Source organism: Actinoallomurus sp. NPDC052308, from assembly GCF_040679195.1.
Taxonomy (GTDB): domain Bacteria; phylum Actinomycetota; class Actinomycetes; order Streptosporangiales; family Streptosporangiaceae; genus Actinoallomurus; species Actinoallomurus liliacearum.
Map to the genome: position 1 here is coordinate 114053 of NZ_JBFAUM010000015.1, position 15551 is coordinate 129603.

At 71.5% G+C, this 15551-nt stretch carries 16 protein-coding genes and 1 pseudogene; 6 read left to right on the plus strand and 11 right to left on the minus strand.

What is annotated here, in order from left to right; genetic code table 11:
• Nucleotides 1–28: 28 nt before the first annotated feature.
• Complete coding sequence (locus AB0L00_RS29285) at nt 29–253, minus strand: hypothetical protein (RefSeq protein ID WP_364440304.1); 225 nt, start codon at nt 251–253, stop codon at nt 29–31.
• Between the two features lie 96 nt (nt 254–349).
• On the opposite strand from AB0L00_RS29285, the pseudogene AB0L00_RS29290 reads away from it, so the two are divergent.
• From AB0L00_RS29290 to AB0L00_RS29300, 3 genes and pseudogenes are all read left to right on the plus strand, one after another.
• Nucleotides 350–556, plus strand: a pseudogene (locus AB0L00_RS29290) (IS5/IS1182 family transposase); the annotation flags it as partial.
• Between the two features lie 620 nt (nt 557–1176).
• Nucleotides 1177–2409, plus strand: a complete 1233-nt coding sequence (locus AB0L00_RS29295) for a bifunctional glycosyltransferase family 2/GtrA family protein (protein WP_364440381.1) — start codon at nt 1177–1179, stop codon at nt 2407–2409.
• The gene (locus AB0L00_RS29300) at nt 2406–4523 is read left to right on the plus strand and encodes a glycosyltransferase family 39 protein (protein ID WP_364440305.1); all 2118 of its coding nucleotides are present in this window, start codon (nt 2406–2408) and stop codon (nt 4521–4523) included. Before AB0L00_RS29295 ends, AB0L00_RS29300 begins: the two co-directional genes overlap by 4 nt.
• A gap of 190 nt (nt 4524–4713) precedes the next feature.
• Here AB0L00_RS29300 and AB0L00_RS29305 read toward each other — a convergent pair whose 3' ends face one another.
• On the minus strand, nt 4714–5331 hold the full coding sequence (locus tag AB0L00_RS29305; protein WP_345362122.1) for a LysE family transporter: 618 nt from the start codon (nt 5329–5331) through the stop codon (nt 4714–4716).
• A gap of 132 nt (nt 5332–5463) precedes the next feature.
• On the opposite strand from AB0L00_RS29305, the gene AB0L00_RS29310 reads away from it, so the two are divergent.
• Together AB0L00_RS29310 and AB0L00_RS29315 are read left to right on the plus strand one after the other, a co-directional pair.
• On the plus strand, nt 5464–5916 hold the full coding sequence (locus tag AB0L00_RS29310) for an Lrp/AsnC family transcriptional regulator (protein WP_364440306.1): 453 nt from the start codon (nt 5464–5466) through the stop codon (nt 5914–5916).
• A gap of 288 nt (nt 5917–6204) precedes the next feature.
• A complete protein-coding gene (locus tag AB0L00_RS29315; RefSeq protein WP_364440307.1) occupies nt 6205–6342 on the plus strand; it encodes a hypothetical protein in 138 nt (45 codons plus the stop codon).
• A gap of 56 nt (nt 6343–6398) precedes the next feature.
• Here AB0L00_RS29315 and AB0L00_RS29320 read toward each other — a convergent pair whose 3' ends face one another.
• The 5 genes from AB0L00_RS29320 to AB0L00_RS29340 form a co-directional block, all read right to left on the minus strand.
• Entirely contained in the window at nt 6399–8057 is a 1659-nt protein-coding gene (locus AB0L00_RS29320) for an ABC transporter family substrate-binding protein (RefSeq protein WP_364440308.1), read from the minus strand.
• Nucleotides 8054–8857: an ABC transporter permease gene (locus AB0L00_RS29325; protein ID WP_364440309.1), complete on the minus strand. Its 804-nt coding sequence runs from the start codon at nt 8855–8857 to the stop codon at nt 8054–8056. Before AB0L00_RS29325 ends, AB0L00_RS29320 begins: the two co-directional genes overlap by 4 nt.
• Nucleotides 8854–9834, minus strand: coding sequence for an ABC transporter permease (locus AB0L00_RS29330; RefSeq protein WP_364440310.1), 981 nt, complete (start codon nt 9832–9834; stop codon nt 8854–8856). The genes AB0L00_RS29325 and AB0L00_RS29330 overlap by 4 nt, the downstream gene beginning before the upstream one ends.
• 150 nt (nt 9835–9984) lie before the next feature.
• Nucleotides 9985–10146 carry a DUF397 domain-containing protein gene (locus AB0L00_RS29335; RefSeq protein WP_364440311.1) on the minus strand — a complete coding sequence of 54 codons (162 nt, stop codon included), beginning with the start codon at nt 10144–10146 and terminating at the stop codon, nt 9985–9987.
• Entirely contained in the window at nt 10137–10949 is an 813-nt protein-coding gene (locus AB0L00_RS29340; RefSeq protein ID WP_364440312.1) for a helix-turn-helix transcriptional regulator, read from the minus strand. Before AB0L00_RS29340 ends, AB0L00_RS29335 begins: the two co-directional genes overlap by 10 nt.
• A gap of 126 nt (nt 10950–11075) precedes the next feature.
• On the opposite strand from AB0L00_RS29340, the gene AB0L00_RS29345 reads away from it, so the two are divergent.
• Complete coding sequence (locus tag AB0L00_RS29345; protein WP_364440313.1) at nt 11076–11507, plus strand: ATP-binding protein; 432 nt, start codon at nt 11076–11078, stop codon at nt 11505–11507.
• 153 nt (nt 11508–11660) lie between these two features.
• Here the strand turns inward: AB0L00_RS29345 and AB0L00_RS29350 are convergent, their stop codons facing one another.
• From AB0L00_RS29350 to AB0L00_RS29365, 4 genes are all read right to left on the minus strand, one after another.
• Nucleotides 11661–12695 (minus strand): acyl-CoA dehydrogenase family protein, encoded by a 1035-nt coding sequence (locus AB0L00_RS29350; protein ID WP_364440314.1) that lies wholly within the window; start codon nt 12693–12695, stop codon nt 11661–11663.
• Between the two features lie 2 nt (nt 12696–12697).
• Nucleotides 12698–13867, minus strand: coding sequence for an acyl-CoA dehydrogenase family protein (locus tag AB0L00_RS29355; protein WP_345362090.1), 1170 nt, complete (start codon nt 13865–13867; stop codon nt 12698–12700).
• An 8-nt stretch (nt 13868–13875) separates the two neighbouring features.
• A complete protein-coding gene (locus AB0L00_RS29360; protein WP_364440315.1) occupies nt 13876–14469 on the minus strand; it encodes a TetR/AcrR family transcriptional regulator in 594 nt (197 codons plus the stop codon).
• 65 nt (nt 14470–14534) lie between these two features.
• Entirely contained in the window at nt 14535–15530 is a 996-nt protein-coding gene (locus AB0L00_RS29365; protein WP_364440316.1) for a hypothetical protein, read from the minus strand.
• Between the last annotated feature and the right edge of the window lie 21 nt (nt 15531–15551).

A 15551-nucleotide genomic window follows, 5' to 3' on the forward strand; every position in this document is an offset into this window, starting at 1 on the left:
CCAGTGCCTTCCCTGACGTTCGTTCGGCTCAGGAATCGAACATGCTCGGGGAAAGGTGCGGCTCGTTCACCACCCGATCCAAGGACCGGGACAGGACGCTGTCGTTCGTCGACCCGAGCTTCGACAACGAGACCTGCCGAAGATCAGCCAGCTTCGTGGGGACCAATGCCGCCTCACCGCCGGCCATGGCACCCATGGCCGCCAGGGTCACCGCGGCGCCGACCATCGAGCTCTTCAAAGAGTCCTTTTTCACCCTACTACCTTCCGTATCGGAGGAAACCTGACGGTTGAAATCACAATATAGAGAACATCTGCCACAAAAGCGATCTTTCGTGGAACGCTCCACCTGATGGCCGATCGAGCCATGCTCGACGTCTCCCGTGAACTCGCACACCACCTCGCCCGGCTGCTGTGGACCGAACGCCGCCGACGCGGCACTCCGAAAGGCAGCAGGGCGCTGACCTGCTCTTGGCAGGCCGTTCTGGTGCTGCGCTGGTTCCGTGACCGCACCGACCCAGCAGCTCTTGGACGTGACCACGGCATCTCGCGAGCGACCGCTATCGCTACATCGGTGGGCCTGGCGGACTTGAACCACCGGCCTCATCCTTATCAGTCCGATCATGGTCCAGGTGATCAGTCTAGACGAGTACTCGTCTAGCGGGGCGACGACCAGCAGCAACGCGCCGGGATGGCCGACGGCCACCCGGCGCACCCGCTCGCCGTCGGGCTGCCCGAGCACGACGCAGTCCGGGTCGGCGACGACGGTCGAGACCTCGATCTCCTCGGGCGTCAACTCGGCCAGCCGCGCCGCGTCGGCTCCCGGGCCGATGACGAGCACCCGGAACACCGAGACGTCGTCTCCGTGTTCCCCGCGCCCCGCCCGCGTCGTCGCGTCCGTTCCGCCCGGGTGCACCGGCACGTCCGCGTTCCCCGAGTACGGCGCCATGTCCGCCCCCTTTCATCCTGATTCCAAGGTGCCCTCCGATGCTCAGCCCGCCGTTTGCGAACGATGAGAGACGGATGAGAGCCGGTTTCTCATCCCCCCTTAACGGACGGCTCAGGCGGCTCCCACGATGAATGGCGAGCTTTGTCTCCATGACCGAGCTGACGACCTCCGTGGAGCCCCCGGGGTCCGGGCCGGCGCACGGCGCTGCCGTGCGTTCCCGGCTCAGCCTCATGGGACGTCCCCCGGGACTCACCGACGAAGACCCCCGCGACCCGCTCGTCGAGGTCGCCATTCCCGTCTACAACGAACAGCACGTGCTCGCGGCCAGCGTGCGGCGGCTGCACACCTACCTCCGCGCGACCTTCCCGTACCGCTTCGTCATCACGATCGCCGACAACGCGAGCACCGACGGCACCTGGGACGTCGCCCAGCGGCTGGCGCTGGAGATCCCCGAGGTGGACGCCGTGCACCTGGACCGCAAGGGACGCGGCCGGGCCCTCCGACACGTGTGGAGCACCAGCGTCGCCGACGTGGTCGCCTACATGGACGTGGACCTGTCCACCGACCTGCACGCGTTCCTCCCGTTGATCGCGCCGCTGGTCTCCGGCCACAGCGACCTGGCGATCGGCACCCGCCTGTCGCGCGGCTCCGCCGTCGTCCGCGGGCCCAAGCGGGAGTTCATCTCCCGCACCTACAACCTGCTGCTGCGGACGACGCTCGCCGCGCGCTTCTCCGACGCGCAGTGCGGGTTCAAGGCCGGCCGTACCGAGATCGTGCGGGCCCTGCTGCCCGCCGTCGAGGACGAGGCCTGGTTCTTCGACACCGAGCTCCTGCTGCTCGCGGAGCGGAACGGCCTGCGCATCCACGAGGTGCCGGTGGACTGGGTCGACGACCCCGACAGCCGCGTCGACGTCGTCCAAACGGCAGCGGACGATCTGCGCGGCATGGCCCGGGTGGCCCGCCGGGTCCTGTCCGGCGCGTTCAACGTGCCGGTCCCCACGCGCACGCGGGAGGCACAGCTGCCGACGGGGATGCGCCGGCAGTTGCCGAGCTTCGCGGTGATCGGCGTCATCAGCACCGTCGCCCAGCTCGTGCTGTACGCGCTGCTGCGCTTCCTCATGCCGGTGGTCGCCGCGAACGTCGTGTCCTACTTCCTGGCCGCGATCGCCAACACCGCGGCGAACCGCCGGTTCACCTTCGGGGTACGGGGCCGCCGGCGCGTCGTACGGCACCAGTTGGAGGGCGGCGTCGCCTTCCTCGTCGGCCTGGCCATCAGCACCGCCGGACTGGCCGCGCTGAACGCCGCCGCCCCGGACGCGTCCCGCCTCGTCGAGGTGGGCGCGCTGTTCGCCCTCAACCTGTTCGCCGCCGTCGTACGCTTCGTCCTGCTGCGCGCCTGGGTCTTCCACCCGCGCCGCGCCGCCGAGGGATCGGAGCCCGTCCTTCAGGAGCAGTCCCGTTGACCACCCAACTGTCCGAACCCATCGACGCCTGGCAGGCGCCGCCCGAGAGCCGGCTGAGACGTCTGGCGCTCGGTCCCGCCGAGGACCCGCGCTGGGCCCGCCCCGCGCTGTGGGCCGTCCTCGCGCTGGCCACCGCGCTGTACGGCTGGGGCCTGTCCGAGGGCGGTTACGCGAACGACTTCTACTCCGCCGCCGTCAAGAGCGGCACCCAGAGCTGGAAGGCGTTCTTCTTCGGCTCCCTGGACGCGGCGTCCTTCATCACGGTGGACAAGCCGCCGATGGCCCTGTGGGTCCAGGAGATCTTCGGCCGGATCATGGGATTCGGCACGTGGAGCCTGCTGCTGCCCGAGGCCGTCATGGGCGTCGCGGCGATCGCCGTCGTGTACGCGACCGTCCGGCGGGCCTTCGGGCCGGTCGCGGGGGTCATCGCCGCGCTGGTCATGACGCTGACGCCGATCACCGTGGCGATCAACCGGGACAACAACCCCGACACGTTGCTCGTGCTGCTGCTGGCCCTGGCCGCGTGGGCCTGCCAGCGGGCGCTGGAGTCCGGGCGGCTGCGCTGGCTGCTCGCCTCGGCGTTCTTCGTCGGCTGCGGGTTCAACACCAAGATGCTGCAGGCGTACATCCTGCTGCCCGCGCTGGCACTCGTCTACCTGCTGTTCGCCCGCGGCGGCCTGCTCCGCCGGATCGGGCACCTGCTGGCCGCCGGAGTCGTCCTCGCGGTGTCGAGCTTCTGGTGGCTGGTGATCGTCGACCTGATCCCCGCGAGCAAACGGCCCTACATCGGCGGCAGCACGGACGGCACCGCCTGGAACCTCGTCATCGGCTACAACGGCATCGGCCGGATCACCGGCAATGAGGGCGGCGGCCTGGGCAGCGGCGGGAAGATGCCGAGCGGCGGCCGCGGCAGGCCCGGAGGCGGCGGCATGTTCTCCGGTCAGTCCGGCATCGGGCGGATGTTCAACGACATCATCGGCGGCCAGATCTCCTGGCTGCTGCCGCTGACCGCGCTCGTGCTGGTGGCCGGGCTGGTCCTCTACTGGAGGCGGCCGCGCACCGACCTGGCGCGGGCGGCGCTGGTCATGTGGGGCGGCTGGCTGGCCCTGCACTTCGCGGTGTTCAGCTTCGCGAGCGGCATCATGCACCCCTACTACACGACGGCCATGGCCCCGGCGATCGCCGCCCTGACCGGTATCGGCGCCGTCGAGCTCACCCGCGCCCGCCGGCGCGGCGGGGCCTGGCCCTGGATCCTGCCCCTGGGCGTCGCGGCGACCGGTGCCTGGGCCTTCGTCCTCCTGGGGCGTACGCCGGATTGGAACCCGTGGCTGGCCTGGGTAATCGCGGGCCTCACCGTGGTCGCGGTGATCGGCCTGCTCGCCACGCGGCTGGGCCCCGGCGCCCTCGCCCGGTTCGGTGTCCTGGCGGCCGTCGCCGGCCTGGTGGCCGGGCTCGCCGGGCCGGCGGCCTTCGCGGTCTCCGCCGCCGGCAGCCACGCGAACGGCAGCAACCCGACGGCCGGCCCGAACTCCGGCGGCATGGGCTTCCCGAGGGGCATGCGCGGCGGAATGCCGGGCGGCGGACAACTGCCCGCCGCCATCAGGGAGCGGCTGGCGGAGAACGGCGGCTTCCCCGGCGGCGGCCTCCCCGGCGGGCCCCCCGGTGGCGGATCCCCCGGCGGTGAGGCACGCGGCAACGCTCCCGGCGGCCGTGCGTCAGACGGCCAGGGCGGCGGTCCCGGCCAGGGCGGGGAGGCGAGCTCGCAGATGATCTCGTACCTGGAGAAGAACCAGGGCGGCGCCACCTGGCTCGTCGCGGTCAGCAACTCGCAGAGCGCGGCCTCGGTCATCCTGCAGACCGGCAAGCCGGTGATCTCCATGTTCGGCTTCGGCGGCAGCGACCGCGCCATGACGGCGCAGAAGCTCCAGGAACTGGTCAAGGCCGGAAAGCTGCACTACGTGATGACCGGCGGCGGCTTCGGTGGACGCGGCGGCCCCGGCGGCGGCGACTCCGAGGTGACCTCGTGGGTCACCAAGAACTGCACCGCCGTCAAGGCCACGGAGTACGGCGGCTCCGCGCAGAGCACCGAGTCCTCCCTCTACCGCTGCGGCTGAAAGACCTCACGGGCCCGGCGCCCTCCCCGCGCCGGGCCCGCGACCGCGGCACCGCCGCACCGCCGGCCGGTCGTCCTGCCCGGCCGCGGTCGGCCGCACGCGACGGAATGATGAGGGCCCGCGGGGGAGCCGCAGACCGCGGCTCTGTAGGCCGAGTCCAGGGCAGCGCCGGCGCTCCCCGTCTGTCGAGCTAGGCGAGAAGGCGCTCCGCGACGAGCAGGGCGCCGATCACGATCATCGCGATGCCTGAGCAGCGGGTCACCGCGTGGGCGACGGCCGGGCGCGTTCGCAGCACCGTCCGCGCGGCGGTGCTCACGCCCGTGTAGACGGCGGCGCAGTTGGCGGTGTGCACCAGGCCCAACAGCGCGATCTGGGCTGCGAACGGCCAGGCGGCGTTGTGGGCGGCGAACTGCGGTAGGAGGGCCAGGAACAGCAGCAGAGCCTTCGGGTTCAGGCCGCTGATGCCGACGCCCTTGGCCGTTCTCCTCCCCCACGAGCCCGCGTCCTGGTCCACGGCGGCCTGGGGTGCCGAGGGGCGGACCACCGTCGTGATCCCGAGCCAGACCAGGTACACCGCGCCGACCGTCGTCAGCGCGGTCAGCAGCATGGGCGAGCGGGCGACCAGCGCGGCCACTCCGGCCGCGACCACAGCGGTCAGCGCCAGGTAGCCGACCAGCAGACCGCCGACGGCGGGTAGGAACGTCCGGTCACGCAGTCCGGCTGCGATCGCGTAGGCCCAGTCCGCGCCCGGGACCAGCACCAGCAGGATGGACACCGCCCAGAACGCGGCGACGCTGCCGATCGCCATGGTTCGCCCCCTTTCTCCCGTCGCAGGGTTCCTCGGGTCCCTGCCTGACGGAGGGGAAGACTAGGCCGGATCGCCGAGAATGTGCTTCCAACTTTTTCCCGTATATCCGGCTGTAGTGGAAGAATTTCCCTCATGGACGACGTGGACCGGAAGATCCTGGCCGAGCTGCAGCGTGACGGCCGCCTGACCCTCACCGAACTCGCCGAACGGGTTCGTCTCAGCATCTCTCCGTGCCACCGCCGCGTACGGGCCCTGGAGCGCTCCGGCGCGATCACCGGCTACCACGCGCGGCTCGACGCCGGGGCCCTGGGCCTGACCTTCGAGGCTTTGGTCTTCGTCACCATGCGCTACGAGGACCGCGAGACCGTCGCCGCCTTCGAGCAGGCCCTCGCCGAGATCCCCAACGTCCTCCAGGCGCAACGCCTGTTCGGCGACCCCGACTACCTGCTGCGCGTCGTCGCCCGTGACCTGGCCGCCTACCGCCGGCTGTACGACGAGCGTCTTGCGACGCTGCCCGGTGTCCAGCGCCTCAGCTCCACCCTGGTCATGAAGAGCGTCGTGGAGACGCGCCCCCTACCCCTGTGACCCAGGCCCCGTCTCGATCGAAGAGAAGCACGCCCTGCCAGAGCGCCGCGCCCCATCAACGGACCAAGGGCTCGGTGTCCGAGTCATCCAGCCGGGATCGAGCATCGACGCCGCCGTTGACATTCCAGACCCGGCAAATCGGTCATCTGTCTGTCAACATCGGCGGCCACATGACCAGGGCGGCGCGACCTCCCCGCTCCGGGGCACCCAGACGCTCGGCAAAGGACGGCGACGGATGGCGATCCGACTGACGATGCTTCCTCCAGCGCAAGTCATATGGAGTACGGGATGAGTGAATCGCCCGCCGAGGATGCCTGGCTCAACGCACTGGCCGACGAAGCCGAGTTGGAGGGCACGGAAGGCTCCGTCTCGATCGATGAGATGCGCGCCAAGCTTGCAGCGGCGCTAACGGGCTCGTCGTCGTGATCATTGGCGGATGCTGCTGATAGAACGCAGTATTCGCAAGGGATCACGTGGGTCGGCTACCTGCGGAAGCCGATGTCGGTCCAGGTCGGGTCGCTCAGGCCGAAGGCGCCCCAGTTGGCGAGAGAACTCCGGACCGGGACGATCTGGGGGCGCTGGTACAGCGGAAGTGAGTGCGTCTCGTCCCAGATCATCCGGTCTGCCGCGTTCGCCGCGTGGCGGGCGCGGACGGGGTCGAGCTCACCGACGGCCTGAGCCAGTCTCCGGTCCAACCCGGCGGAGCCGATGCGGGCGAGGTTCTGCTGGACGGCGCCACCGCGCGGCCGGGCGTACACCGACTCCAGGTTCGAGATGGGGTACGGCGTGCCGTGCCAGGTGAACGGGGCGATGTCGAAGGCGCCGGGCAGGAGGTACCGGTCGAAGAAGTCACCGTCGGGCACCGGATGAAGCAGCAGGCGCACACCCACCCGGCGCAGCATCGCCTGGATCAGTTCTCCGCTCTGCCGGCTCGTCGTCGCGCTCTCCGGGAAGACGAAGCGCAGGGTGAGCGACCGGCCGTTCTTCCGGCGCGCCTCCCCGGCGGGCGTCCAGCCCGCCCGGTCCAGCAGCCGCCGGGCCTCGGCGGGGTCGTACGCTCCCGCTCTTCCGGCGTTGTCCTGGTACCCGCGCTGAGTGTCGACGTACACGTGGTCGTTCATGACCTCCGGCCGTCCCGGGAGACCGTGGAGCGCCGACCGGGCGACGGTGGGACGGTCGATGGCCATCGCGACCGCCCGGCGCACCTCTGGGGCCGAGAGGATCGGTCCGGCGCCGTTGAAGGTGAGCTGGGTGAAGTCCGGTCCGGCCGCCCGGCGCACCACCACCCCAGAGGTTCCCTGGAGACGTGCGTACGCGGCGGCGTCCGGCCCGGCGTCGAAGCCGTCGATCTCGCCGCCGAGCAGGGCGCCGGGCATGGCGTCGCGGGCGAGGTACCGGAAGACGATCCGGTCGAGCTTCGCCCGGTTCCCCCACCAGGCGGGATCCCGGACGACCGAGACCGTCTGCGCGGTCCGGTCGATGCGTTCGAGCCGGAACGGGCCCGCGGTGACCGGGAGCCGGTTCAGCCACGCGTGGTCCCAGCGCTCCGGCGTGCCGATCGTCTTGGCCGGATAGAGCGGGCTGAACAGCTCGGGCCACTCGCCGAACGGCCGGGCGAACGTGACCACGACCTGCCGCTCCCCGGTGCCGCGCTCGACGCTCCGGATCCGGTCGTACCCGGTGGACGTGGCGATCGAGAAGGCCGGGTTCTTGCCGCGGGTCGCCCGCCACAGGGCCTGGAAGTCGCGGTAGCCGATCGGCGTGCCGTCGGACCAGCGGGCCTTCGGGGCGATGTCGTAGACGACGACCTGGCGCGGCCTCGTCCGGGCGACCCTGACGCGGGCGAGGTAGTCCGGGTTCGGGTGCACCGTGCCGGTGGCGTCGGCGCGGAACAGCCACGGCAGCGTCGCGCGCAGCACCGTGACCGCGTCGAGGTTCGGCCCGCCGAGGTGCCAGTAGTTCCACTGGGTGCGGAACTCCCCGGCCGCCAGCCGCAGGGTGCCGCCGTCCCGGACCGCGTCGCGCGGCACCGGGCCGATGTCGTACGGGGCGAGCACGGACGGCCCGCCGGGACGGGTGCCGCCACAGCCGGCAAGAGTGATCAGGACGGCGGCGCTCAGCGCCACCCGCACGAGGGTCATCCGCGCTCCCGGAGCGAAGGGGGACCCAGCAGGCCGGCGCCGGCCAGGTCGACGGCGAGCAGGACGAGGATCAGCAGGCCCACCGGAGGCAGGAACAGCCAGGGGAAGACCGTCGCCGAGGAGGCTCCGTCGGCGAGGAGCGTGCCGAGGGAGACGTCCGGTGGGCGGACGCCGAACCCGAAGTAGGACAGGCCGGACTCCGCGACGATGGCCGCGCCGGTGTTCAGGGTCGCGTCGGCGAGCAGCAGCGACACCAGGTTCGGCAGGAGATGCCGGCGGACGATCATCCAGGCGGGTGCTCCCAGCTGACGTGCCGCCAGGATGTACCCCTCCTCGCGCAGGGAGCGTGTCGCGGCCCGGACCGCTCGCGCCGTGACCGGCCACAGGAGGCCGGTGAGCAGAAGGGCGGTCCCGGCCGCGCCCACGGCGACCGGCGACACCACCGCGGCGATCAGGAACGGCGGGAAGACCAGGAGCAGGTCGGTGCCCCACAGCAGCAGCCGGTCCGGCCATCCCCCGAGGTATCCCGCCATGGCGCCGGTGACGGCCGCCAGGCTCGTGGCCCCGGACGCCACCAGCAATCCGATCACGAGGGACCTGCGCAGGGCGCGCAGCGTGACCGCGTACATGTCGCGGCCGGCCGGCGTCGTGCCGAGCCAGTGCGTCACCGACGGCGGCTCGCCGAACGCGGTCACGTCGACGCCGGTCCAGCTCCACCGGGTGAGGTACGGACCGGCGTACGCGACCGCGCCGAGCAGGGCGAGCAGCGTCAGGCCCACCAGGCGCCGTCCATGTCTCACGTACGGGTCCGCGGGTCGAGGGCCGCGACGGCGAGGTCGGACAGCAGACCGGCTCCGACGACCACGGCGGCGGCGAAGCAGCAGTAGGCGGCGACCGCGTTGACGTCGCCGCGGTGGACCGAGTCGATCAGCCACTCGCCCATGCCGTGCCAGGCGAAGACCTTCTCGGTGCAGGCGGCGCCGGCGAGGAGGGCCGCGCACCCGTACGCCGACAGCGGGACCACCGGGATCACGGCGACGCGCAGCGCGTGCCCGGTCAGCGCCCGGCGGCGGGTCAGCCCCTTGGCGACCGCGGCCCGTACGAACGCGGCGCCGGTGGTGTCCCGCAGGGTGCCGCGGAGGTAACGAGTGAGGACCGCCGCCCGGCCGAGGGCGATGGTCAGCGTCGGGAGGACGAGGTGCCGGGCCCGCTCGGTGATCCCGCCCAGGGACCCGCCCGGCCGGCCGGGGGTGTACTCCCCCGTCCAGGCGATGATCCTCGTTCCGGTCCGGAAGTTGAGCCACTGTGCCGCCGTCTCGGCGACGGTGGCCAGGACGACCACGGGGACGGCGAGGACGGTGAAGCCGCCGACCGCGATGAGGCGGTCGAGGAGCGCCCGGCGGCCCGTCGCGCCGACGAGACCGAACCCGACCCCGAGGGCGTTGCCCAGGAGCACGCCGGCCAGCAGCAGACGCAGGCTCACGCCGACCCGCCGGCCCATCTCCTCCGCCACCGGGGTGTCGTCCAGGGCGACGCCGAAGTCCCCGCGTACGACGCCGGACGCCCAGGTGAGATAGCGCACGGGCAGGGGCGTCCGGTCGTCGGCGTTCAACCGGGCGAGCCGTGCCTCGACGGCGGCGCGCGGCGGTCGCGGACTCCGCGCCTCCAGCTCCGCCCGCGGATCGAGGGACGCCGCGGCGAGAAGGTAGGCGAGGCTGACCGCGACGGCGAGAAGGAGCACCTGACCGACCGACCTGCGCAGCAGGACGCCCGCCATGCACACCTCCTCCGCACGCCAGAGTTACCCGAACACGTGACGTTATCGGCCGGTCACGTTACGCGCAGGGAGTCGGTGGGATGTCCGCGATGGCGGATCCGTCGGTCTTTGACGTGAAGCGGCGGGGTGGTCGCCTGCCCCGCCGCGTCCTCAACTCCGACGGTCGCCGGTCTGCGGCGTGGCCACGCACGCCACCTCGACGCAGTTGCCGCCGTTGCCACTGCTGCGGGTGGACTTACGCCAGGTCGCGACCTGGACGCACGCTCCGCCGTTGCCGCTGCCCCGTGTCGACTTGCGCCAGCTCATTTCCATTGTTCGGCCACTTTCTTGATGAGGTTGATGGACGCCTGACGCGGGAGCGCCTCGGCGCGAAGCGTCTCCCACATCCGTTTCACGATCGCCAGGTCATGCGCGCTCTCCGCCAGCTGGCCGTACAGCGCGGTGTCGAGGTAGACGAACTCGTCGCCGTCCATGGTCGCGATGGCGAAGGGCCCGGCCAGGCCGGCGTACGCGCCGACGTCCTTCGGGATCACCTGGACGACGATGTCCGAGCGCGACTCGCACAGCTCGACCAGGTGCAGGAGCTGCGCACACATGACCTCCGGCCCGCCGACGGCCCGGTGCAGGACGCCCTCGTCCACCACCGCGACGAACATCGGCGGGTCGTCGCGTTCCAGGATCTGCTGCCGCTCGATCCGGGTCCGCACCTGGGCCTCGATGTCCTGCGAGGCGGGCTGGCCGCTCCTTTCGAACACCGCGCGCGCGTAGTCCGGCGTCTGCAGCAGGCCCGGGACGACGAGCGCTTCGAAGGAGTTCAGGGCCGTCGCCTGCTCTTCGACGATCCGCCACCGATCGAGCCAGTCCGGGATCAGCTCCCGCTCGACGAGCTCCTTCAGCAGCCGCCGCAGGGCCCCGCCGGTCTCAAGGGCGTCGTCACAGCGCTTGACGAAATCCACTTTCGGTTTGCGCCGCGCGGTCTCCACCATCCCGACGGCGGACTCCGAGTAATTGATCGCCTTCGCCAACTGCAACTGGCTCATCTTCCGATACTCACGCCATGACCGTAACTCAGCGGCGAAGTACTCCAGCCACGTACGGCCGTCATTGAACCTCACAGCTCCCTCACAACCGCTTCACAGACCGGGCGCGCACGCTCACGGTAACGCCGTCTTTCCTTCGAGAGTACGTCGCTCCGGGTAGACGTGGGAGGTGAATCGCGCACCGTAAGGAAGGCGCAAGAGATGCAATCTTCACCGCGTTCGGGCCGCATGCTCATCGCCGCCCTCCCGACCGCCGCCGGCCAGGCCCGCGCTTACACGCGGTCGGCCCTGCACAGTTGGCGACTCGACGTACTGATCGACACAGCCGAACTCCTGGTCAGCGAACTTGTAACGAACGCGGTGACGGCGACGGGGGCCCTGACCTGCCCCGTTCGCGCCGGCCGGCGGATCAGGGAGCCGTCGATCTATCTCTGTCTTTCGGCTTTCGCCGAGACCCTGCTGATCGAGGTGTGGGACGGATCTGACGATCCACCGCACCGGCGGACCGCTTCGGACGACGACGAAAACGGCCGCGGACTGCTCCTCGTCCAAGCCCTCTCAAAGAACTGGGGATATGAATCATTACACTCGGGAGGAAAAATCGTATGGTGCGAGTGCCCGATCCTCGAGTGACGCCCGGTAAAGACCACAGGCGTCTCTGTCAATATATATCCGACTTAGGGGGCACCTGCCGCGCCTGCCGCGAAGGACATGCCCCGAAAAGCAGAGTGACCGAGGAGTGTCCTGCTGCGGACATTCCCCGGCCACTCCCCATGGAGTCGGGCCTCAGTCGAGGAGGAAGGCGGCGACCTCGGCGCGCTGGTCGCGGGCGGGGCCGTCGAAGGCGGCCAGCCACTGGGCGCGCTTGTAGTAGCGGTGCAGCACGTGCTCCCAGGTGAAGCCGATGCCGCCGTGCCCCTGGATGGCGTTCTCACAGGCGAAGACCGCCGCCTCGCCCGCGTGGGCCTTGGCGGCGAGACAGGCCTGGCGCGCCATCGGGTCGTCCTCGGCGACGCACCACGCGGCCCAGTAGGCCAGCGACCGCGCCTCCTGAAGCCGTACGTAGACGTCGGACGCCTTGTGCGACACCGCCTGGTAGACCCCGATCGGCTTGCCGAACTGCTGCCGCTCCTTGGCGTAGGCGACGAGCAGGTCCAGCGCGCGCTGCGCGACGCCGACCGACTCGAGGGCCGCCGCGGCGTACGCGCGGTCACGGATCCGGCCGAGCATCTCGACGGCCGCCTCTCCGGTCACCAGCGGGCGCGCCGGCGCGCCCTCGAACCGGACGCTCGCCAGTCGCCGCGTGCCGTCCAGCCCACCGTGCGGCGTGACGACGGCGTCGGAGGCGCCGACGGCGTACAGCCCGTCGGTGGCCGTCACGACGAACAGGTCGACCCCCGCGCCGTCCGGGACGAGGACCTTCTGGCCCGTGAGCCGCCCGTCGGAGACCGACGCGCCGGCCGGGTCCAGCAGCCCCTGGCGCATCCCCGGCTCCGCCCAGGCGAGCGTGGCGGTCAGGCGGCCGTCCGCGACCTGCTTGGCCGCCTCGTCGTCCAGCGCCGGAGCGGCCAGGACGGTCGTGGTGAAGTACGGTGCGGCGAGCGGCCGGTAGCCGGTCTCCTCCAGCAGCACGGCCTGGTCGAGGAAGGTCAGTTCGGCGTCGAGCCAGCCCATCTCGGCGAGCTTCGGCCAGACTTCGGCGTCGACGCCGGTCTCGGAGTCGGCGAGCTGTGCGAGGCGGACGTCGTCGTAGCGGTCGGCGAGGAACTCACGGGCGAAGCCGCGCAGCTGCTCCTGCTCTTCGGAGAACGCGAAATCCATGATCAACGTCCCTTCGGCAGGCCGAGGACCCGCTCGGCGATGATGTTGCGGAGGATCTCCGAGGTGCCCGCCTCGATCGTGTTGCCCCGGGACCGCAACTGCCAGTACTGCCAGAACCCGCTCCACGGCGCGTCCTCGCCGGTGACCTGGGCGTGCAGGCCGAACACCGACTGGGCGAGCGAGGTGAGGCGCTGGTTGGCCTCGCTCCACGCGAGCTTGACGCCCGAGCCCTCCGGGCCGGGGATGCCGGTCTCCAGCAGCGTGGTGAGGGCCCGGTAGTTGGTGAAGCGCAGCGACTGCATCTCGATCCACTCGCGGGCGACCGCGTCGCGGATCAGCGGGTCGTCGGCGGGCCGCCGGCCGTCTGGCCCCTCCTCCCGTACGAGGTCGACCAGGCGGTTGACCATGCGCTCGAGCTCGGCGGACAGCGCGAAGCCCAGCGTGCCGCGCTCGTGCAGCAGCGTGGTCATGGCGACCTTCCAGCCGTCACCGGGCCGGCCGAGGATCGACTCGCGCGGCACCCGTACGTCGTCGAAGAAGATCTCGTTGAACTCCGGGTCGCCGGTGATCTGGTGCAGCGGGCGTACGGTGACGCCGGGCGCGTGCATGTCGACGATGAGGTAGGACAGGCCGGCGTGCTTGGGCGCGTCCGGGTCGGTGCGGACGACGAGGATGCACCAGTCGGCCTTGTGCGCGTAGGACGACCAGACCTTCTGCCCGTTGACCACCCAGTGGTCGCCGTCGAGGACGGCGCTCGTACGGCCGGCGGCCAGGTCCGAGCCGGAACCGGGCTCGGAGAACCCCTGGCACCAGATCTCCTCGCCGGACAGCAGCGGCTTGAGATAACGCTGCTTCTGCTCGTCGGTGCCCCAGGCGATGATCGTGGGACCGGCCATGTTCAGGCCGATGACCCCCGGGTGACCGGGGGCGTCGGCGCGGGACAGCTCCTCCAGGTAGATGGCCTGGTACGTCGGGGACAGCCCCCGTCCGCCGTACTCCTCCGGCCAGGTGATCCCGACATAGCCGGCGGAGTAGAGCCGCCCGCCCCACGCGCGCAGCGCGTCGAAGTCGCCGCGACCCGCCTCGACCGCGCGCTGCGGCGCGTTCTCCTCAAGCCACGAGCGGAGCTCCGCGCGGAACGCGGCCTCCTCTGGTGTGTCGCGAAAGTCCACGCTGCCTCCTACATGCCGATCGCCCGGCAGTAGAGCCGGGTGAGCTGTTCGACGTCGCCGTCGTCGTGGGGGCGGCCGAGGACGTACCAGGTGTACGCCGTCCGGCCGATCATCGTCGCGAGCGCGACCGCCGCCGTGCGTGGCTCGACGTCGTCGGGTACGAGCCCGGCCCGCTGCCACTCACGGATGGCGCGTTCCTGACGGTCGTAGAAGACCCCCCAGGCCCGTAGGTAGGTCTCGCGCATGGCCGGCGAGAAGGTGGCGACCTGCTCGAAGACGGCCATCAGCCGGGCGTTCTTCCGGTACGCGCGCAGGTACGCGCGATTGGCGCTCGCGATGCGCGCGGTCGGGCCGTCCCCGTTCAGCGGCTCGGCCCGCATCACGGCGAGCAGGCCGGCCAGCATCTCGTCGATCAACTCGGCGAAGACCGCGTCCTTGTCGGCGAAGTGAGTGTAGAAGCTGCCGTACGCGACGCCGGCCCGCTCACAGATCTCGCTGATCTTGGCGTCGAGGAAGCCGCGCTCCTCGAACACCTCCCGAGCGGCCGTCAGCAGCGCGGCGCGGGTGCGCTCGGCCCGCGCCTGGCGCTTCACGGGGGTCATGGCGGCCATCGTAACCGAAACCGATTCGGTAATCGACAATCCGCCTGCCCCGCGACGGGCGACGCTCAGGTGTCGGCGTCCGCCAGGGCCTGCGCGCCACGGCCGGCGACCTCATGAGCACCGGTACGCCGCCGGTCCCGCAACGCGCCCAGGCCGAGGAGCAGGAGCCCGGTCGCGGACCAGACGAGCAGAACGGTGAGCGGCGAGCCCGCCCGCGCGCCGTCGAAGAAGGCCACCGAGCGGAGCAGCGTGCCGCCCGCTCCGGCCGGCATCCCCTGGCCGATCGCGCCCCAGGGCCGGGGCAGCAGCTCCGGTGCGGAGGTCACGCCGGACAGTGGGTTGGCGAGGAGCATCATCACGGCCGCGGCGAGGCCGAGCCCGGCCCGCCCCATGACCGCTCCCAGACCGACGACGGCGCCCGACACGGCGAGGACGGTCAGCCCGACGACCCCCGCGATCTCCAGGTACGCCCCCGGCACCACCGACAGCCCGCCGCCGACGATGGCGGCCGTCACGAGCCCGCCCCCGACCGCGAACGTCACCAGCCCGGCCAGCCGCCACCCGGCGGCACCGGCCAGGAACACCAGCAGGACGCCGCCCACCAGGCTCGACATGACCAGCGGCAGCACAAGTGCGCCGAACGCGGCCCCGCGCGGGTCGTCGCGGTCCGCCGCCACGACGTCCGGCGGAGCCGGGGCCGCCCGCCCGGACAGCTGCTGCGACATCTGCGTGAGCAGCTGCGCGATGGTCGGGCTCGCGGCCGACGCGACCAGGACCCGGGGCCCGGCCGGACCGACCACGATCGCGCCGTACGCCTCGCGATCGGCCAGTGCCCGTCGAGCGGCCGCCTCGTCGGGCCGCCGCTCCACCTCGAACGCGCCGCGCCGCTCGGCGTCGAGCCGCTGCGCGACGGACGCGACGGCGGGGGCGGGGCCGGCGACGACGATCGGGACGTGGCGAGGCGCGACGCGCGCGGCGGGCCAGGTGAACGCGGCCACCATGAGCGCCTGCACGGCCACCGCCAGCACGGCCACGAGGACGGCGCGGAGGGGTCTCTTCATCTCTGCCGCTCCTATAAATCG